Below are 21,751 nucleotides of genomic sequence, written 5' to 3'. Positions count from 1 at the left end.
TTATTAATTTTGATTGTTTAGTTTATTCTTCTCTTAATGCTTCTATTGGTTTTATACTTGTGGCTTTAAATGCTGGTATTAATCCTATTAATGTTCCTAAAACAACAAGTATAATTAATGCTATAAAAACGACTGCTATAGAGACTGAAGCGTTTACTATAACCGCTTCATCACCTTGTCCAAAAGCTGCATCTAATGCTATTAATATCCAACCTCCAGAAATTATTCCTAATATTCCTGCAAATATGGTTAAGAAAACGGCTTCTACTAAAATTTGTCGTTTTATCTCAAAAGGTGTTGCCCCTAATGCTCGTCTTACACCAATTTCTTTAGTACGTTCTTTTACTGTAATTAGTAAAATATTTCCAATTGCAAAAACACCTGCAATTAATGTTGCTATACCTACAAACCAAGTTAAAAACTGCATACCAACTAAAAAGCCGGTTACTTTTTTAAACTCTTTACCTAAGTTAAAACTACCAAAAGCACGATTATCTTCTGGGTGAATTCTATTTAGATTACGCAGTAATAATTTTGCGTCTTGTTCTATTTGAGCGATATCATATTCTGGTTTACCGGTAATCATCATCCAACCAATTCTATCTCCTAAATTATAGATCTGCTGAAATGTTGTAAACGGTATGTGCATATCACTGGTTGGTCCCATATTTACATTTCCGTTTTGGAACATACCAACCACTTTAAAATTCATGTCGTTTATTTGAACGTATTCGCCAATCATTTCGGCATCTTTTTCAAATAATTGCTTGTAGACTTCTTCTGAAATCACAACAACTTTTCTATTATTATCTATATCATTTTGATTGATAAATCTACCGTGAATTAGCTTTTTCTTCTGTACTTTATCTAATAAAGGATAATCTCCATTTAAACTAAATGTCCCTGATAAAAAATTTCTAACAACTTGTGCTTGATTTTGATTACGAGGTACAACAAACTCAATCCCTTCTACATTTTCTTCTACTTTTTTAGCGTCAGATAATTGTAATTGTACTTGTCTTCCTTCTTGAAAACCTTTAAAAGGTTTGCTTGTACTTTGTCCCCAAACAAATACACTGTTTGTAGCAAAGTCACCAAATAATCTGTTAAACGAATTTTCTAATCCGCGTGCAGCACCAAGTAAACCGATAAGGAGTAAAATTCCCCACCAAACACCAACCATGGTTAATATGGTACGAAGTTTATTTTTGCTTAAACTTTCGTACACTTCTTGCCAAGTATCTCTTTCGAATAAAAACTTCATATTAATCGTTTCTAAGTGCTACTATTGGTTTTATTTTTGATGCCTTTTTTGCTGGTAAATATCCTGCTATAGATCCTGCAATAATTAACGTAATGGTTGCACTTACAACCAAACTGGTACTTACACCTGGATCTTTAATAAAGTAAGGCTCTAAAATTGGTCCAACAAATTCTAAAACACCAACACCAATTAACAATCCTACATAACCAGCAATTGCTGTAATTAGGATAGATTCTATTAAAATTATTGAAACTATTGATCGTGGTGATGCCCCAAGTGCTTTACGTATACCTATTTCTTTGGTACGTTCTTTCACTATAAAAATCATAATGTTGCTAATACCAACAATTCCTGCAATCAAAGTTCCAAACCCGATGACAATGATAATAACAGTTAAACCAAAGGTCATCATACCAATCTGCTGAGTTCCTTCTGCCATATTACGAATTCTAATGGCGCGTTGATCTTTAGGTGAAATTGTAAAACGTTCTTTTAATTTATTTTCTAATTGTCTTCCAAAATTTATAGCTTGATCATAATCCATCTCTGGATTATACCCTAAGTTGATCTGATCTATATAATCATTATTACCATAAACCTGTTGCGCAGTTGATACTGGCATATAAATCATTCGTTCTTCATTATCTCCACCATCATCAGTAAAAATTCCTACGACTTTATAAGGTATACCACTTAAGTTGATATATTTACCCAAAGCAGTTGTTTTTAAGAATAAATCTTCTTCAACTAAACGACCAATAACAACAACTTTAGACTTATTATCAATATCTAATTGATTTATATATCGTCCATCTCTTATCATCGTTTTTTCTAAAAACTGATGATCTGGATTTACAGCTCTTAAATTGTAACTGTTTTTTTCATTACGGAAAGATGCGTTGACGTTTTTGTAAATTCTTGAAGTGATATATTGTATTTTATTTCCGTATTCGTCTTCTATGAAATCTTGATCTTCATTTTTAAGTTGAATACGTCTACCTGATTGCAACCCTTTGTAGGCTTTGGTTGTCATACCAGCAAAAATATTAATAGAATTGGCGGCATCATCTACAAAAGCTTCTGCAAAGGTATTTTTAAGTCCGTTGGCAATACCAAAAAGTATAACAAACAACAAAATAGCAAATGCTACCGTAAAACCAGACAGTAAACTTCTAGTTCGGTTTTTGTTGATACTTTGAAATATCTCGCGCCAAAGATCTATATCAAACATATTGAGATGCTCTTACTTGTTCTACAACTGTATCTTCCATAATCACACCATCTTTAAGACGTACTATACGCTTGCACATATTGGCTATATCTTCTTCGTGGGTAACCATTAATATTGTTTTTCCTTCATCATTTAAAGACTGGATAAAATCCATAATCTCATAAGATGTTTTGGTATCTAAAGCTCCTGTTGGCTCATCTGCTAGTAACAGTTTTGGGTTGGCTGCTAAAGCGCGAGCAATTGCAACACGTTGTTTTTGTCCTCCAGAAAGCTCGTTTGGCAAGTGATGTGCCCATTCTTTTAAACCTACTTTTTCAAGATGAAATAAGGCTTTTTCTAAACGTTCTTTTCTTTTTTGACCTTGATAGTATAGCGGTAGCGCCACATTTTCTAAAGCGTTTTTGTAACTGATTAAGTTAAACGACTGAAATATAAATCCTAAAAATTTATTACGATAAATGGCTGCTTTTTTCTCGGTAAGATTTTTAATGGGTACGCCATCTAAAATATATTCACCTAAATCTGCTTCGTCTAACATACCAATAATGTTAAGCAGCGTAGATTTTCCTGAACCAGAAGAACCCATGATGGCAACCATTTCGCCTTCTTCGACTTGTAGATCAATTCCTTTTAAAACATGCAGACTAGAATCCCCAATTGGGTAAGACTTGTGTAGTTTTTTTATGGTGAGCATAATTGATGATTTTTGATTGATTGAAGTTACTCATTATCAATTAGACTACAAAGGACAAGATTTGTTACAATTTTTTTTGAAATATTTTGTTAAAAGTTAAAATCAACTTAGGAAGTAGAAATAAAATCTTTTTTTATTTAATGTATTTTACATCAATTGAAACGTAATTACTAGTATAAAATTTCTTTTTAAAAGGAGATTTTCTGTCATTTAAAAACCAATTCTTACCTCTATATCTATACCAAGACAATGGTGTTTCTGTATGTGATTTTGTTATTGCAGGAGCGACAACATACATTGAACTGTTTACAGTAACCGAAGATGGTTTAATGACCTCTAGACCAACAAAAACTCCATTCTTTGGAAATAAAATAAAATTATCCTCTAAATCTACTTTTACTTTCTGAGTCTTATTTTCAGGTTTAATAATTATATCATCATAAGACAATAACTTACCAGGCGCTTTAGTTATACTGTCTAATTCATAAAATTTGACTCTAAAATAAGCTTTGTAAGTTTTTATATTTTCTCTTTTGTTAGCTTTAAAGTTTAATTCGACATTAGTTATCTTCCCTTTTTTATTCTTCTCATTTTCAATAAATGTAATTGTTTCGTTTCCAAAGGGCTCAGAAGAAGCATATAAACCTTTATGTTTTACACTTAAAGATTTTGTTGATGAATATTTTGCTTTTTTTACATTAAGAATAACTTCGTCTAAAACTTGATTATCCTTTTTAAGTTTAATAGTCCTATGATTATTCAACAAACTTTTTACACTTATTTTTTTGGACGGATACCCAACAAAACTTATTAATAGGCTATCTGTAATTAAATCTTTATTTGGCAATGTTAACTTAAACGAGCCATCTTCTTTAGAGTAATTGCCTTTATTAACTTTTAAGAATGTAATATTCGCATAAGGTAATTTTTCACTGGAATCAAAATCTATTATTGTTCCCGAAATTTCTTGAGAAAATGAGATTAAGTAAAAAAAAAAAAAAAAACAATACTATTAGATTTCTCATAGTTATAAATATAAAAAAACTCCAAGATTAAATTATCATGGAGTTTTCTAAATTTCTTTACGTTTAAGCTTTCTTCCTAAAATATTTCCAATACACGAAAAAGCCTAAACCAAACACTAAGATATAAGGTATAGACATTAAATAAATAATACCGTCGTTAATTCCTTTTGCTGCAGATTGTCCTTCTTCGTTTTCTAAAACAGCACGACACATAGCGCATTGCGCGTTACTTTTTAGAAAGAAAAAGCATGATATAATTATAAAAAGAAATTTTGTTTTCATTATTAATTAGTTCTCGACTGCGCTCGAACAGACAAATTAAACATAATAAGGTGAAATCATTACATAAACTATAACTCCTGTTACCGCTACATACAACCACAACGGAAAAGTAATTTTTGCTATTTTTTTATGTCTTTCAAAATTATTTGTAATGGCTCTTACATATGTAATTAACACAAATGGTATTACTGCAACAGACAATACAATATGAGTGATTAAAATGAAGTAATAGATGTATTTTATTGCGCCTTCTCCTCCAAATTTGGTCGAGTCGCTAGTCATATGATATGCAACATACATGACTAAAAATAATACTGAAAGCGTTATCGCAAACTTCATTAAATTTTCGTGTTGTTGACGTTGTCCTTTTTTAATTGAAATTACAGCATACACTAAAACAATTGCCGTTACTGCATTAATTGCTGCATAAATTGGTGGTAAAAAGGTTAGTGGCTCTACGTCTATACCAAAATCTTTAAGTTTTATACCAAATAATGCTGCTACAGCTAATGGAATAATTACGGAAAGTGCAACAATCCATTTGTTGTACTTTTTTTCTTCTTGTAGGTTTTCTGTGTTCATGTTTTCTTCTCGATACAATTTTTCGTACCTCAAAATCACTCGAAGTGACGTTTGTTTATTCTTTTAATAATTTGGCTATATCTTCTTTTAGCATTGAGATTTCTTGCGGATTGCCGTCTTCGTCTACTTTTTCTTGCTCGCTAATTACGCCTTTGTAAAAGATTTTTGGATTACCAAAATCGTCTTGTCTAGAACGTAAAAAACCGTTTTTATCTACTAAAGCAAAATCGCCTGAATGCTCAAAATTTTCAACATCTACAAAGATGTTAAATCCAATATTTGACAAGTTATAAATATCTTGCTTATCTCCTGTCATTAAATGCCAATTAGGGTTTGTTATTCCATAATTTTCGGCATATTCCTTTAACTTTTCTGGTGTATCTGTATCTGGCATAATACTAAATGATGCTACACCAAAATCAGTTTCGTCTTTAAATGTGTTTTGAATGTCTACTAAATTCTTATTCATTCTTGGACAAATTGTTGGGCAAGTTGTAAAGAAAAACTCAACAATATATACTTTTCCTAAATAATCTTTATTGGTTATTGTGTTTCCGTTTTGATCAGTAAAGCTAAACTCTGGCACTTTTTTTCGTTTGCCATCTATAATTAAATACTCTAAACTTTCGCTTTTTGTATTATCAACTTCTGAAGCATTTTTTAATACACTTCCTGATCTGCTTTCGTAAGTACGGTTAACATCTTTATTAGTTATTCTATCTACTATTTTAGGGATAAAAATAATCCCAAATAATAAAATAATAAACGCGATACCTACGTAAGAATAGTTTGCTTTTTTACTCATTTTGCTCTCCTTTTAAATCTTCTGCTCTACGTAATGTAGAGTTAAATTCGCCTTTACGCTTTTGTCTGTATTCTGTAAATAACACACGTAAATCCTCTGCTGCTAATTTGTTTTTTAACTCAGAAACCATTGTTGCATTGTAAGACGTTAAAATGTATGGCTTCTCTTCCATTTTAATTTCTCTTTTTGTTCTATCATCAAATCTTCCTCTTTGATTTAAATCTTTATCAATTACAAATACATTATCTATTGATTGATTATAATCTAAGATTTGACTTGTTCTTAGACTATTGAACATCTTTTTTGTGTCAGAATTATTTAATGTTACAAAATGCCAATATTCTAATGGTTCGAATTTAGAAAGTTCTTTAGATAAACGTTCTGTTTTGTCTTCTGTTCCTTCTGCAACAATCATAACAATTTGAAACTTTTTAAATCCTTGAAACTTATCATAAATAAGTTCTTTTAGATTGGAAGTTTCTACAATTTTAGATTCTGGGTCATTTCCTAAAAATCCTAAAACTGTAATGTGATCTTTTAATAAAACATCTGTTTTTGCAGATGATAAATTTGAAAAATCTAAAACATCTTCATGCACTATATCTAACGGATTGTAATTATTTGTAGAAGGATATAAAAACAAAAGAAAAACAACTGGCAGAAAGAATAAGACACTAAGTATTACTCCTTTTTTTAAATTTTTCTTCTTCATTACAGTAAGATGTTTTTTCGTTATGCAAAAATAAAAAAGGTGGCTTTAAAAAACCACCTTTTTACTATTATTTATGTTAAGTTTCTTTATTAGAAATCTCTTTTTATAAATCCGTTATCGTAAACATCATAAACATATCCTCCTTCTTGTAGTAAAATAAATACTAAGTAACAGATTAAGAATACGCCTGTCCATACAACAGCACGTCTTAAACCTGGAGTTTCGTCACGCATGTGCATGAAATCCCAAGTAATGTAATATGCTTTTACAATAGTTAATATAATAAAGATCCAGTTTAAGGCTTTCATCCCTAAAACATGTCCTTCTAAAGCTTCTGGTTTATAAATACCTAAGATAACTTCTATAGCTGTAATAATAGATAATAGAATTAAAACGCCCCAAATTTTTTGTGTATTAGACTTAAATTTGATAAGTCCTCTCAATATTTCTAATTTATGTGTATCTGCCATGATAAATCTTTTTCTATTAAATTATACTAAGTAGAAGAATGTAAATACGAACACCCAAACTAAATCTACAAAGTGCCAGTAAAGTCCAACTTTCTCTACCATTTCGTAGTTTTTACGTCTTTCGTAAGTTCCTAAAATTACATTAAACCAAATAATGATGTTTATTACAACTCCTGAGAATACGTGAAACCCGTGGAATCCTGTAATGAAGAAGAAGAAATCTGCAAATAAAGGCGAACCATATTCATTAACCTCTAAGTTAGCACCTTCTACAACACGTTTACCGTTATTTTTGATTATAGCTAAAGACTCTTCACGAGAAAGCACAGTTTTTTGTCTTTCTTCGTTTAATATTTGAGTTCTTACTAAAATATTTGGATTTGCTTCTAATCCAGCAACAACGTCTTTCATTTGGTAAGGAGGTAATGTACCTTCATCTACAAACCAAAGTCCGTTTTTACGCTCGTGGTTAGTTCTTTCTGTAGGAGAAGCTACAACAAAATCTCTTACTGCTACTCTTTCTCCGTTTGTATCTACAAATTGTAAAATATTTCCACCTTTAGTTTGAACAGCACCGTAATCTCCTTTGATAAATGTTGCCCATTCCCATGCTTGAGAACCTACGAATATAATACCACCAATAATTGTTAAGAATAAGTACCAAGTTACTTTATTCTTTTTCATGTGGTGACCAGCATCTACAGCTAATACCATTGTTACAGAAGACATGATTAATATAAACGTCATAAACGCTACATAAATCATTGGCATTGGATCTCCGTGATAAAAAGGAATGTGAGTAAAAACCTCATCTGCAATTGGCCAAGAGTCTATAAATTTGAATCTTGAAAATCCGTAAGCTGCTAGAAACGCAGAAAAAGTAAGGGCATCTGTTACGATAAAAAACCACATCATCATTTTACCATAACTTGCTTTAAGTGGCTCATTTCCACCACTCCAAGTTTTACCTTCTGTATTGGTAGTTGCAACTGTCGTGCTCATAGTGTTAAATTAGTTGTTAAAAAGTGTGACAAAAATAATCATTTTATTGACTTAAAAAAATTGCTTCCTCTAAATTTTAAAGCGTCTAAATAAGGTTTTACTTCAATTTTTAGTTTAAGAAAAAGTATAAAAAGAAAAATAAATAGAGCCATAATAGGTCTACAAAATGCCAAAATATTTCGGCTAACTCAAAACCTACATAATCTTCTGAGCTATATTTTCCTCTTAAATGATTTACTATTACGACCAAAATTGGTATTAAACCTGCAAAAACGTGAATGATATGCACAACCGCAATCAAGTAGATATAACTTACGGTTACATTACTTGTTGGTCCCGTAAAATTATAGCCCATATCTATTATTTGACTAAATCCTTTAATTTGATTAAACACAAATAATAGTCCTAAAACAAATGTTACTACTAACATTGCTGTAGTTAGTGACTTATTGTTTTTTTCTAAAGCTTTTCTAGCTATTATAAATGTGATACTACTAATTATCATGATTATAATGCTTACCCAAAACGGTTGTGGCATTACAAAATCTGACAACCAATCTGGTCTAGAGCTACTTACTATAAATGCACTAGTCCAACCTGCAAAAGACATAATTAATGCGCCTATACCAACGTATAGCATCATTTTTCTTGATCTTCTGTGTTTTTCTTGAATTGTTCCTTCGGTTAAATCCATTGTTTATCTTAAAAATTTGTCTACGACGTAAATAACTTGAATTATTGTTATATAAAGCACGCTAGATAACATTAGTTGTTTTGCTGCTTTTTCGGTCATTTTTTTATAAAGAAGAATAGCATAATATAGCATTACCAAACCTAAGCCAAATACAATAATTGCTGCTACTATTGATAATTCTAATTTTCCTGTAAAACCAAATACAGGAATAATTGAAACTAAAATAGTCCAAATTGTATATAATATAATTTGAATTGCTGTTCCTTTATCTTGTTTTCCTGTTGGTAACATAAAAAATCCACCACGTTTATAGTCTTCAAATAAAAACCAGCCAATAGCCCAAAAATGTGGAAATTGCCAAAAAAACTGAAGCGCAAATAAAGTACCTGGTTCTATACCAAAATGATCTGTAGCTGCAACCCAACCTAACATAAATGGTATTGCGCCTGGAATAGCACCAACAAAAACAGACAAAGGTGTTTTTGTTTTTAAAGGCGTATAAACACTGGTATAAAGAAATATTGAAATTGCGCCAAACATTGCTGTTTGCTCATTAATAGTATATAAAATAACTATTCCTAAAATTGTAAATATGCACGCAATTACAAACGCTGTTCTTACAGTCATTCTACCCGAAGCAACGGGTCTATTTTTTGTACGATGCATTAAAGCATCTAAATCTTTTTCTATAATTTGATTGAAAGCATTACTTGCGCCAACCATAAAATAACCACCAAGAGCTAGTAAGATTAGGATTTTTACACTGATAGTATCTGCACCAAGAAGATAACCAGCAACCGACGAAAAAACAACACTAAGCGATAAACGCATCTTTGTAATTTCTTTAAAATCTGAAATTGCTGTATGTTTTACGACCGTTGTTGTTGTACTCAAAATTGTAGGTTACTTTTTTGCTTGCGCAAAGATACTGCTAATTGATTATTTAGCACAAAAAAACCTCAAGGTTTTTAGCTTGAGGCTTTAATATCATTTATTTAAATAATTTTAATAGTCAAAATACCAGTTAAACAGGTCTGTTCTTAATCCAAAATTAAACCAAACGGTACTATTATTATAGACGCTTAATGTTTCGGCTTCTGGGTTAAAATTTCTGTAATTGACATTAACAAATGCTTTTAAATTAGATGCTGGATTAACTAAATACCCTAATTGTGCACTAGCATTTATAGATGTTGTTTTTATACCTTGACCAATTTCTACACCTGTGTCAAATGGTCTATCGTTATAGTCTTTATAAATATCACCGCCATAACTAAAGTTATCTGTTCCATCGTTATAATCAAAACCTCTAACGCCCGTAATAAACTTAGCTTCTCCAAACCAACGTTCTTTTTGGTAGCGTCCAATTAAAACTAACTCTCTAAAATTTGCGCCCCAAAGATGCGCCATTGGCTGATTGTTGTGCGCATAATTTAAAACAATTGTATTGTGCGAATAAGTATATGGTCTTACTTGGTTGTATTCTGCTTGAAGCATTAAATTTTTCACTTTAAAAGCATTGTAATATTTTGCTCCTAATTGAAACCCATATTTATTCTTCCAACTTTTTTCTCCTCCTTTAATATCGTTTAGCGAAAATTCATCTAAAATAAATTGTCCATAAACATTAACATTATCGTTAAACTTATATTTTCCTGAAGCACCTAAAATAGCGTTACCAGCACCTTGACCAGTTTCAAACTCTATGGCTCTAAAAAAAATTACTGGGTTTAAATAGTTAACATCAAAACCTCTATCGTTGGTATTTTCCCAAATTACAGATTCAAATAATCCAATGTTTAATTTTTTAGATACATTCCAACTTAAATAATGGTTTGCAATATATTTTGTTCTAAATGCATCATCTACGACTGCTTCTGGTCTTACATCTTTTAACCACGTCCAAGTGTTGGTGTACTTAATTTTCCAAAATTTAGTATTTAACTTTAAAAAAGGATAAGGACTTGCTACATCACTTTGTAGCAAACTACGGTAACCGTCACCAATAAACTGTTTACCATGACCAAATTGCACATTTATAAATTTTGCTGGCGAATAGGATAAATATCCTTCTGCTACAGGATAATCATAGGCATCATCTTTAAATCGTTTTGCAATACCGCGACCAGGTATAACAGCTGGATCAGGACCAAATGCTTTTAAACTTTCTGCATATTGATTGACGTACTGTGCAAAGCGACCTTGATTTTCATAAACCGTTGCCGAAAAACTAAATTTATTACCTAATCCACCTTGTATATAAACTCCACGAGTGTTGTTATACGTATAATCAAATTCTGCATCGGTATCTTTTCCTAATTGCAAATCAAAAACCGGATCTATTGTAAACCAATAATCCTTACCTTGTAATTGTACTAAATGCTCGTTCCATAATTTTTGTCCTGCCCAAGTCTGTCTATCTTGTTTTAAAGTTTCATTTTCTACTTCAAAATCATAATAATTTTCAACATCTTCATACATATATGGTTTTGATGCTGTGTGACTATTGGTGCCTACTAAATTCATTGAACGATCAAAACGAAAATAATTTTCGTGACTAAAAGGAATGTTTACTTGACTTTTGTATTCTTTGTTTTGATATTTTGTTACTGCTTTCTGGACGCTATCAAATTCGGCTTTCGCCTTTTTTTCTAAAGCTGTTAATTGCTCAATTTCATTAGTTTTAGATTGATTATTATTGTTATTAACACTAAAATCTTCAATATCTGAAGGTTTATTAGCTTCGTTTAACGGTAAATAAATAGACATAGAATATTGTCTAAACGTAGGATTACCGTTGTAAGTTGCTGGTTCTATTTGAGGAAACTCATTAAAAACACGTTGCGTTTCTTCCTTTAAAGATTTATGTTTTGCTTCTACAAAAACTGTTTTAAAAGTTCCTTTTTCTGTGACTTCAAAAACTACAACTATTTCACCTTTATAGTTAGATTCAATATCTTCTGGAGTTTGAAAATTATTGAATATAAAGTTGAAAACCTCTTGATTAAAACAATTAAGTTGAGTAGCACCTTCTTGATTTTTACAATTTTCAAAAACTGGTGGTTTACTACTATAGCTTGTGCTTTGTGCGTAGGTTAAACACGTTACTAAAGTGAATATGATTAAAATGAATGACTTCATTTATTTTGGGTTTAAATTTTGCTGAAAGATAAGGCTTTTTTTAAAACAGCTTTAAACAAAAAAAGTCGCTATCTATTACGATAACGACTTTTAAAAAATGATAGTATCTGTTTAATATCTTACTTGAAATATTATAGGTAAGGTATATAAAACCGAAACTTCTTGTCCACCTTGCTTACCAGGTTTCATTTGTGGTATTTTATTAACCACACGATTAGCTTCGTCTTCTAAAAGTTTATGTGGTGCACGTGTTTGTAACACTTCAACATTACCAGATTTATTTATTCTGAAATTAACATAGATTTTTTGAATACCTTCTTTTAAACCTAAATCACTTCCTAATCCTGTATCAAACTTTTTTCTAACTAATGCTGAAAGTTTTTCTGATAGACATTTTTTACGTCCATCATTAGTGGTTTCACTTTCACAACCAGGATATACAGGAACTTGTTCTATTCTAACAAAAGGAACATCTTCTATAGGATCTTCAGGTTCATCAACAGTAATATCTCCAAGATCCACTTTATTTATATCAACATCTGTTGTTTGATCTGTTACATCGGAGATAAAATCTGTAGACTCTAATTCATCAGGTTCATCATTATCAATAATTTCTGGATCCTCAACATGTTGTGGTTGCTTCTTTGCAGGCTCTTCAACTTTCACCGCTTCCTTTATGATTTTGTACTTTTTTTGATCTAACGTGTATGTTTCAAATTCTGGTACTACAGAATTTTCGACAACAGCTAAATCTGTTGATTCGAAACGCATTTCTAAAGCGCCATAAACAGCCAATAAGCAAAGAATTAAACCCACTTGAAAATACAACGTCGAGTTTTTTTGTAAATTTGCATCATGTTTTTGTGGATGCTGCACACTTTTCTCATTTTGGCGAATGAGATTGTGCTCTTTTTTAAGATTTTTCATAATTAATAAAGTTTAAATGTTAATATTATGAAAACATCACAATAAACATACCAAAAACAAAAATCCCGCTACAATTGTAACGGGATTTTTAATTTATGATAGTTGTTTTACTATTCTACTCTAAAAGTAATTGGTAAAGAGTAAGGTACGTTTACTGGCTTACCTCTTTGTTTACCTGGCTTCATTTTTGGTAATTTTTGAATTACTCTTGCAGCCTCTTGCTCTAATCTTGGGTGAGGCGCTCTTGATCTAATTCCTACAATGTTACCTTGCGTATCTACTTTAAATGATACGAAAATTCTTTTTATACCAGAATCTAAACCTAAATCTTGAGCTAAGTCAGTATTAAAATTACGTTGTACAAACTTGTTAATTTTATCAGACATACATTTTTTCTTAGCGTCATTGTTACCACTTTCACAACCTGGGAAAACTGGTACATTTTCAATAATTGAGAATGGTACATCTTCAATCACCTCTTCTACTTCTTCTACTTCTTCTACCTCAACAATAACTTCTTCTTGAGTAGTTTCTGTAGATTCGATTACAGTTTCTTCCACTTCTTCTTCATCTTCAACAACTTCGATAACTTCTGGAGCTGCTGGTGGTGGCGGTGGCGGTGGTGGCGTATTTTGTATTTCAGTAATTGGAATTTCTTCAATATCTTCATCTGCAAGGTTTAATTGACCTATATCAATTATTTCCTTATCATATGTTTTATGGTTTATTGCCGTATATGATATAAACATCATTAGTGCTAAACCTACCGCTAGGTAAAGACTACTGTTACGACCTACATTTGCTTCTGGATTTTTCTTTGGTTCCATTCTTTGTAATTTTTACTGAATGCTAAAATAACTATTTATTTCCTAAAAAAACAAGGTATTAGTTGTTTTTAACTTTCATTTTTAACGCTAATTTAATAATCAAAACTGCTAAAAACGCACCTATCGTATTGGCTAATACATCTTTAATATCTGCTTCACGATGCTGTGTTAATGTATGTTGTAATATTTCAATAATTATGCCAAAGACTATGGCTAGCACTACTGCTTTTTGTAAAGCTTTTTCTGAAAAAGCACTTAACTTAAAAGTTAAATACCAAACTAAGGTAAATAACATGTAAGCAATTGTATGAAATATTTTATCACTATTACTTGGCATATTTTTTGGACCAACATGTGGCAACAAACTTAAAATAGTTAGCACTGTTGAATATCCTATACTAAGTAACGGTAATATTTTACGCACCAATTATGGCTTTATAATCGTCTGCTGAAAGTAAGCTATCTAATGAAGATACATCTGAAACTTTTACTTTTATCATCCAACCATCACCATAAGGGTCTGTGTTTACTTTTTCTGGCTCGTCTTCTAAAGACTCATTAAAAGCTACTATTTCTCCTGCAACAGGCAAAAATAAATCTGAAACTGTTTTTACAGCTTCTACGGTTCCAAAAACTTCTTCTGCTTCTAAAGTCTCGTCTAAAGTTTCTACTTCAACGTAAACAATATCTCCTAACTCACTTTGAGCAAAATCTGTAATACCAACTGTAATTTGGTCGCCTTCAATTTTTACCCATTCGTGGTCTTTGGTGTATTTTAAATCTGCTGGAATATTCATCTTCTATTTTTTTTTAGTTGCTACAAATGTATTTAAATGGGTAGTAATTTCAAATAAAGAATTACTAATTTCCGAAATTATATCTTAGGGTTAAACCAGATCTAATTGTTGTCTGCGGAAATGCTGTTGAAATAGCATATTCTGAGAAGGTATAATCAAAATAGAAAATACCTGTTAGATTTCGACTAAACGCGTATTCTGCATTGTATTTTAATCCCCAAATGGTTTGACCATTTGTGATTTGGTTATTGTCTACGTCTAAGTATCTAATTATTGTTTTATTATCTCTTACTGAAAGGTCTGCAGACATTATTAAATCTGAAACTATTGATCGTCTTGGTCCTGCTAATTTAGATTTAATACGCACATCTTTAAGTCTATATCCTAAACCTACTATATATTCATTTCCTGCAATTTCGGTCATTAAATTATTATCAAAACTTAATGAAAGCATACGGTCTTTTTTCATCTCTAAAAGCACTCTTACAGAGTTTTTCATTTCCATATCAAAACGGAATAACGGACTAAACATTTCTGTTAAAGTTACACCACTTAATAAGCTTTTAGCTTTATAGTTACCTGCTTGATCTAATGCATCGTTTGGTTGAGAATCATAATCAACCGTGAAATCTATTGGTGAGTAATCTAAGTTTGTTCTAAATTGTTGAATAGTATAAGTCGAACGATAACCATGTGTTAAAGAAAAACGTTTAAATCGTTTTTTAAACCAATTTAACTTCATGAAACCTGTATATTTTAAATCCCAGTTAGGAATTGGAATATCTCTTAATGCATCTAACGGAGTTTTGTTAGCGCCTCTTCCTGTATAAGCACTTACAAAAGCTGGTAATAATACTTGCTGACTTGTTTTACCAAAGCCTTTAGGATAACCTTCTGCGTCTAAGTTTGCAGGATCGGTTACGTCAATTCCTCTTTGTGTTGCTAAACGTTTAGCTACTTCAATTCTATTTGCTCTAAAATCGTCAAATGCTTGAGAACCATTCTCGTCACTTTTACCAAATGCTGTTGGCAACGTAAAAGCTGAAATACTAAAATTACCATACGTATTTGGTGTTAAAGACACATACTCATTATTTTCTATACGGTAATTTTCGGTGTAATTTTCAGCATAAGTTCTAAATCCAATTAGATCGATTTTTAAATCTTTTATTGGTTCTAAATTAGCTGATAAATCTAATTGTTTAGTTTGGTTAGATGTATACTGCTGGTTAAAATCTGGAAACACTGTTAACCATCCATTTCTTGCTGCAAGATCACGCACATCTCTTTGACTACCTAAAGTATAACCTAATGTTGGTTTTGATGTTCCTAAAAATCCTGGAGTTTGTAAATATCCTGGTAAATATGTCCCGTTAGTTTCACTATAAACAGCTTGTATACGTTTTACTGAAGTTAAGATTCCGATACCAAAGTTTCCTAATTTAGCTCCAAAACCATCACCTTTTTTCTTTGGTTTCGCTTTTGTTTCCTTATCTGCAACTGTTGGTGGTTGCGCGCCACGTGTTCTACTTACTCTATTGGTACCTCTTGGGCTTCTCTTTTTTGCAATACCTAAATATTTATACAACTTGTTCATATCTAAAGTTGAATTAATATTATGTGTGTTACCGTTAGAAATTGAATTTCCTAAATCGTATGTATTACCATCATCAGCTAGTAAATTACCAAACAGGTCAGATCCTTTTTGCCACTGGTATAACCCTGAGTAGCTATAGGTAGCTTTTATAAAGTTTAGTGTTGGAATTTTACTAAAAGGAATTTCGTAATTTATACCAACCTGTTGCTGTTGACGGTTTGGATCACCAAAATCAAAGAAACCATCCCAAACGTCTAACATTGGATCTGGCTCTCCGTTAATAATATTGTCTTTAAAATAATTACGAACAATATTATTGTTTGACGCAGATAAGTTAAGCTGAAGCGATTTGGTTAAATTCCAATTGATATTGTATTGATAATCGAAAGTATAGTTTCTTCTATATAATTCTTCTAAACCAATATTGTTTCCTCCTAAATCTATATCTCTAAATTTTTGACGGTTGTATTGACGGTTTAAATCTGTGTTTACAGTAAAACTTGCAGGTAATAAATTGAAATTTAAATCTTTTAATAGTTGCCAATATTCTCCTGTAAATAAAGAATCGTTTTTCTTGAATGGCTCAATAACTTTTGGTTCAAAATTATAAGCGTAGTTAACACCTGCTCGTACTTGTTTGTCTACAGAGTTTTTTATTTCGAAATCTCTATGTTCTGTTTTATTGTATGAGTAGTTTAATGTTAAATTTTCTACGTCATAAAAACGTGGTTTTGCTTCACCTGTTCTATTCTTTTTAACTCCAATAAAGTTAATGCTCTTTCTTTTTGTGTATTCTTCAGATTGTTCTAAGATTTGATCTGCTTCTGCACTATCTGCAGCTTCGTCAATACGTGTTTGAAGTTCTAAATCTTCATATTGTTGATCGTATTTTGGTGTTATAACCTCTACACCTTGACCGTAGTTAAATGGTATTTGTAATCCCCATTTTTTTGGCAATAATTGACCAACGTTAACATTTGTTACAACATCGTATTGTTTTACATCTTCTAAGCTACGTTCACTTGGTCCTTGGTTAACATCTCCAAAACCTGAAGTGCTCATTCTACCTGTAGCACTTACTGTTGCAAAATCTGCTAAATTAGTATCAACGCTCATTACTGCTGCCCAACCACCTTCATTATTCATATCTGATAATCTTAGCTCATTAAACCAAACATCTCCACACAAATTATTGTTGGTAGCGTTTTTAACACCAACCATTAAGGTTCTTATATCTCCAAAGTTAGGATTACCCTTAATTGCCACACGATGTTGACCTGAAACATAACCTTCAAACTGGTTAGAGAAAGGAACTTCAACTAAATCATCACCAACTACATCATAAAAAGTTGCATCACCACTTGTTAAAGTCTGGTTACTAATAGCTAAGGCTTTAAGACGTTGTAAAACTTCTAATTTTAAGTTTATTTCATTTACTTCAGGCCAATAATCTTCTGCTGCTCCACCACCATTATAAACTTGTAATGGGATTTCAATTTGGTAATAGTTTTGGGTTAAATCGTTACCCATTCTTATAAAACCAACCATTTCATTGTCTCCTAAACCAGGTGTTTCTCCTTGACGAGCATGCATAAACATACGTAGTTTTTTATACTGACGCATATCTATTGAAATATTTTTAAATACCGCTCTAGCATCTTTAGCTTTCAAGTCACATACTTTAACCACTAAAGATTGTTCATTTTGTCTAACAATAGTATTGTTATTATTTAATTGCTCTGGCACAACACTTGGTGGCGACACATAACTTCCTTCATTTTCTTGTGTACTAACTGCACCTACACTAAAGTCTGTATCTTCAAAAGTTGGATCTACTGGTCCGCCATCTAATGCTAACCTAAATCTTCTCCAATCACTTCTTACTAAGTCTAAAGTACCAAATCTAAAAACGGTTGGTTGCTCAAAACCATTTAAAAATAATCTTGTAAACCTAATAGATCTTAAATCTGTTATACCATTAACAGCTTCACCAGAGCTAACAGGTATTCTAAATTGATACCATCTAGGGTAAGCTGTATCTCCGTTTGGTAAAACTCTTGGGTTACTGTTTCCGTTGACATTTTTAGTATCAACAATAAACTCGTTATCTAAGTTTAATGTTGCTGGTGAAATTTCTATTTCATATTGATAGTAACTATCAATCGTATTCATAGTGTTGTCACGGTTAACATCTTCAACATCTGGTTGCGTTGTTGATCCTCTATTTGTATCACTAAAGAAATCTGGTGAGTTACCCTCTACTCCATTATATTGCTTATAACGCTCAAATAAGTCGCCTTCTGCATTTAAATAATAATTATAATTATCGTTTGCTGGATCTGCAATCCCTGAAAATCCTGCTGGAAAATTAGCCGCTTCTTCAGCATCATTATAACCATCAAAACCAACATCTTGATTGGTTCTTTCATCTCCTGTCGTATCAAACGCATAAATTAATGCTTGGTTTTGCGGTACTACAGATTGATAAGCTGTTTGCTGTAGTAAACTAATATTACCATCTTGTGGTAATCCATTTTCATATTGCTTGCGACCATCTTTTAGTATATCTTCTGAAATACTTCCAAGATTTATAAATAACTTTCCTCCAGTATTAGATGGATTATCTTGAAAAGGATCCTGAAGCCAAAACTCGATATATTCAACATTTGATTGTTCAAAATCTGTAGAGGTTATCTGTCTAGTTATTCCTGCCCAGCTTTCTTCCGGGTTAACCGTGCTTCCGTTTTCCGAACCTGGTTGAAAGTTGTATGGTCCACGCTCGTCAGGATAATATGCTAAATCTAAAGTGTTGATAACTGTTGTTTGTCCTTGAGCAATGTCTTGCTGAGGAAAAAGTTCGTTAATAAACACACGACTAGTGTAAAGACTTGACATATCATCATCTGAAATACCTGTTGGTCTTTGACTTCCGTAGAAAATTGGATCTATAGAGTACCAGTTTAACATCGCTCTACCGTAACCGTTTTCTATACCAACAGCGTCAAAAGCTGTTGTATTGTTTAAGTTTAAAGGTCTACTTGATAAAACCCATGCTTGTGGAGATTTTAAATCAATACCGTTTTGCGTTCCTTCAAAATCATCTATATAAGCAGTAGCTTCACCGTTGAAGTTTGTACCCTTTGGTGCACCTGGTAATAAATATGCAAAATCACCACGAACAGATAAATTAGATGGTGCGTCTGTATCTATATTTGGTAATTTATTAACTAATCTTGTGAAGAAGGGAACTTCTGTAGAAAAGTTACCATTAAAACCTAAAATTGTATTGTTTATTGGCTCTGTTGCGTAGTTAGCTTTTTGCGTTATTGGTCTTTCATTAAGATTTAAATAGGTTGCACCAACCACAAAGTTTTCGTTAAAACGATGCTCTACATTTATTCCTGTAAAACGCTTTGTTTGCTGACCAAAAATTGAATTATTTTCTGTAGAAACTTGAATTGGTGTATTTGAAGCTTTTAAACCTTCATCAATAATATATACACGACCTAATTGATAATTTACAGTATAATCAACACCTTCTACCAATAATCTTCCTCCTGCTTGCACACGCACAGATCCTCTAGGCACGTTAAATCCTCCTATCGGGATACCATCACCACCAGACGATTTGTAACGTCCTTTTATTTGGAATTTATTTTTTTCGGACTCGTCTAAAGCAGCTGTTTTTGTTGCTTTATATAACAAGTCATATACATATTTTTCTTGGTTTGGGTTAGTGTAAGTATCTGCTTCATAATCTGCAGCATTATCACCTGGGTTACCATCATCATCTAATAAGTCGAATAAATAACGTCCAAACGGTTCTACTTTAGTAAAAACTATTTTACCGTTTTCTGGTATTACAGTTATTCCTGATACAAAATCAAAAAATCCGTCTCCTCCTATTTGAGGATCATTATTAAAATTTAGTTTATCAAAATTGAATAATCTTAGCAGCGTAGTTTCTTGTATAACCTCATCATCTGTTGTTGGATTATTATCTAAATCTACAGTAGGAAAAGATGTACCTTCTACTGGTGTGATATAGTTAAGTGGTGCAGCTTCGTTATAAAAAATATTAAGCTTAAAATCTTCTTGACTTAATTGATAAGCTCCGGTATCGTAAATGTTTTTCATCATTAGATCCCAAATTGGCTGCTGTACACTAGTAATACTACTTTTTAAAAGTTTTAAAACTAATGCGTTGTTAGTTACATTAGTTACTTGACCTTGAGAGTTGGTATTAACATCTGTTGCATCAAGACCATCGTTAGCAAATTCTCCTACTTGAAATACTTGCCCACCAACAGTATATTGATAAGCTACTGCTAAAACTTCATCGTTATTAAGTCTTTGATTTAAAGAAATATATCCTAATTGTGTGTTTACTTTATATTCTTGTCCTTCTATTAACTTTCTGGTATTTTCTTGTTTTGCAAAATCAAAACCTTCATTAAAACCAGGTATTAAAATTCCGTTTTGTACGGTAGCAATATCTCTTACTGCATCTGTTAATTGAGACATTGGCTGCCCAATAATTGTTGGATCTAAACCGTTGTTTCCGTTATCCGGAAATGCGTTTGGACCTTGATAAACATTTACACCAGCATTACCTATAACACCTGTTTCTCCTAAATCTTGAAACGCTACGACGTTACGTACATTTTGCGTTTGATTACTTCTGTTTGTTACCCATACTTCAATTCTTGTAATCTGAATATTGTTATTAATAAACGGGTAGTTTTCTAATGCTTTATCATAGTTGTTACGGAAATATTGTGCTAAGAAGAAGTGACGGTTTTCATCATAATCTCTAATAAAAAAGTCAAATTCATCTAAAGTTCCGCCACCTTGAGCAACTACAGATCTTGTGTCTGATCTTTGATCTGAAAACACACCTGTAATTGTTGTTTTACCAAATTTAAGTTGCGTTTTAACACCAAATAAACTTTGAGCTCCTGAAATTAATGAGTTGTTTAGAGGCATATTAACGTTACCAACTTCAATTTTTTGAATGATATCGTCTTCTGTTGGTGTATATTCTAATTTTATTACGTTTTGAAAATCAAACGTAGACTGTGTATCGTAATTTGCATTTACTTGTAAACGTGTCCCTACTTTACCCAACATACTTAAGCTAATACGTTGGTCAAAGTCGAAAGTAAAGTTACGTCTGTTTCTTGGTGAAAATGAAGGGTTATCTTGCTTTGTAAAAAGGATACCTAAATCCATTTCTACAGATCCTTGAGGGATAAACTCAATAGTATTTCCTCCAAAAATGCTTTCAAAAAAACCTGAATTTACATAAAACTCTGGCAATAGGTTTTTTTGAGCTTCTTCAGAGTTTTCTTTCTTTCCATCATAAGCATCAATCTTTTCTTTATAATAAGATTGCATGTTTTCTTTATCTACTAAAGATTGATACTCTTGTGGTGTTAAAATTATTGGGTAATTTATGTTAAACTCTCCTACAGACTCTGTATAGATATATCTATCTGTTAAAGCATCATAAGTGTATTTTGAAACAATACTGCTTGGATTAGGCATTTGTATTTGTCCTAAATTAAAGCCTGTTTTGGTACTATCGGTTTCTGTTTCTGGAGTTTCTTGAGCTACAATAACAACACTAAATAATAATAAAAAAGTGGTAAATAGGTTAGTTAGTGTGGATTTATAAAAACTATGTTGAGCTGTATTCAAA

18 protein-coding genes are annotated in these 21,751 nt (G+C 31.7%); all 18 read right to left on the bottom strand.

The window, feature by feature from the left end; all coding sequences use genetic code 11:
• Window positions 1-22: 22 nt before the first annotated feature.
• A complete protein-coding gene (locus WA327_RS07740; RefSeq protein ID WP_336068285.1) occupies window positions 23-1,264 on the bottom strand; it encodes an ABC transporter permease in 1,242 nt (413 codons plus the stop codon).
• A gap of 1 nt (window position 1,265) precedes the next feature.
• Window positions 1,266-2,495 (bottom strand): ABC transporter permease, encoded by a 1,230-nt coding sequence (locus WA327_RS07735; protein WP_336068282.1) that lies wholly within the window; start codon window positions 2,493-2,495, stop codon window positions 1,266-1,268.
• Window positions 2,488-3,189, bottom strand: a complete 702-nt coding sequence (locus WA327_RS07730) for an ABC transporter ATP-binding protein (RefSeq protein WP_336068279.1) — start codon at window positions 3,187-3,189, stop codon at window positions 2,488-2,490. Before WA327_RS07730 ends, WA327_RS07735 begins: the two co-directional genes overlap by 8 nt.
• A gap of 133 nt (window positions 3,190-3,322) precedes the next feature.
• Window positions 3,323-4,141 (bottom strand): carboxypeptidase-like regulatory domain-containing protein, encoded by an 819-nt coding sequence (locus tag WA327_RS07725; RefSeq protein ID WP_336068307.1) that lies wholly within the window; start codon window positions 4,139-4,141, stop codon window positions 3,323-3,325.
• 136 nt (window positions 4,142-4,277) lie between these two features.
• A complete protein-coding gene (locus WA327_RS07720) occupies window positions 4,278-4,496 on the bottom strand; it encodes a hypothetical protein (protein WP_336068277.1) in 219 nt (72 codons plus the stop codon).
• A 36-nt stretch (window positions 4,497-4,532) separates the two neighbouring features.
• On the bottom strand, window positions 4,533-5,078 hold the full coding sequence (locus WA327_RS07715; protein WP_336068275.1) for a DUF420 domain-containing protein: 546 nt from the start codon (window positions 5,076-5,078) through the stop codon (window positions 4,533-4,535).
• Window positions 5,079-5,133: 55 nt separating this feature from the next.
• Window positions 5,134-5,883, bottom strand: a complete 750-nt coding sequence (locus WA327_RS07710) for an SCO family protein (RefSeq protein ID WP_336068273.1) — start codon at window positions 5,881-5,883, stop codon at window positions 5,134-5,136.
• Window positions 5,876-6,595: a hypothetical protein gene (locus tag WA327_RS07705; RefSeq protein ID WP_336068272.1), complete on the bottom strand. Its 720-nt coding sequence runs from the start codon at window positions 6,593-6,595 to the stop codon at window positions 5,876-5,878. The genes WA327_RS07710 and WA327_RS07705 overlap by 8 nt, the downstream gene beginning before the upstream one ends.
• Before the next feature lie 89 nt (window positions 6,596-6,684).
• Complete coding sequence (locus WA327_RS07700; RefSeq protein ID WP_336068270.1) at window positions 6,685-7,065, bottom strand: cytochrome C oxidase subunit IV family protein; 381 nt, start codon at window positions 7,063-7,065, stop codon at window positions 6,685-6,687.
• 21 nt (window positions 7,066-7,086) lie between these two features.
• Window positions 7,087-8,067, bottom strand: a complete 981-nt coding sequence (locus tag WA327_RS07695) for a cytochrome c oxidase subunit 3 (protein ID WP_336068269.1) — start codon at window positions 8,065-8,067, stop codon at window positions 7,087-7,089.
• Window positions 8,068-8,176: 109 nt separating this feature from the next.
• Window positions 8,177-8,761 carry a cytochrome c oxidase subunit 3 gene (locus tag WA327_RS07690; protein WP_336068267.1) on the bottom strand — a complete coding sequence of 195 codons (585 nt, stop codon included), beginning with the start codon at window positions 8,759-8,761 and terminating at the stop codon, window positions 8,177-8,179.
• 3 nt (window positions 8,762-8,764) lie between these two features.
• A complete protein-coding gene (gene cyoE / locus WA327_RS07685; RefSeq protein WP_336068305.1) occupies window positions 8,765-9,658 on the bottom strand; it encodes a heme o synthase in 894 nt (297 codons plus the stop codon).
• A gap of 108 nt (window positions 9,659-9,766) precedes the next feature.
• Window positions 9,767-11,902, bottom strand: a complete 2,136-nt coding sequence (locus tag WA327_RS07680; protein WP_336068265.1) for a gliding motility protein RemB — start codon at window positions 11,900-11,902, stop codon at window positions 9,767-9,769.
• A 111-nt stretch (window positions 11,903-12,013) separates the two neighbouring features.
• The gene (locus tag WA327_RS07675; RefSeq protein ID WP_336068263.1) at window positions 12,014-12,829 is read right to left on the bottom strand and encodes an energy transducer TonB; all 816 of its coding nucleotides are present in this window, start codon (window positions 12,827-12,829) and stop codon (window positions 12,014-12,016) included.
• Window positions 12,830-12,939: 110 nt separating this feature from the next.
• Window positions 12,940-13,656 (bottom strand): energy transducer TonB, encoded by a 717-nt coding sequence (locus WA327_RS07670; protein WP_336068261.1) that lies wholly within the window; start codon window positions 13,654-13,656, stop codon window positions 12,940-12,942.
• Window positions 13,657-13,714: 58 nt separating this feature from the next.
• Window positions 13,715-14,080, bottom strand: coding sequence for a VanZ family protein (locus tag WA327_RS07665; RefSeq protein WP_336068259.1), 366 nt, complete (start codon window positions 14,078-14,080; stop codon window positions 13,715-13,717).
• A complete protein-coding gene (gcvH, locus tag WA327_RS07660) occupies window positions 14,073-14,453 on the bottom strand; it encodes a glycine cleavage system protein GcvH (RefSeq protein ID WP_336068257.1) in 381 nt (126 codons plus the stop codon). Before gcvH ends, WA327_RS07665 begins: the two co-directional genes overlap by 8 nt.
• A 64-nt stretch (window positions 14,454-14,517) precedes the next feature.
• The gene (sprA, locus tag WA327_RS07655; protein WP_336068254.1) at window positions 14,518-21,750 is read right to left on the bottom strand and encodes a cell surface protein SprA; all 7,233 of its coding nucleotides are present in this window, start codon (window positions 21,748-21,750) and stop codon (window positions 14,518-14,520) included.
• Between the last annotated feature and the right edge of the window lies 1 nt (window position 21,751).

The organism is Mesoflavibacter sp. CH_XMU1404-2, assembly GCF_037029465.1.
Classification (GTDB): Bacteria; Bacteroidota; Bacteroidia; order Flavobacteriales; family Flavobacteriaceae; genus Mesoflavibacter.
Note: the sequence above shows the minus strand (reverse complement) of the source record. Positions and strands in the feature narration are given on the sequence as shown.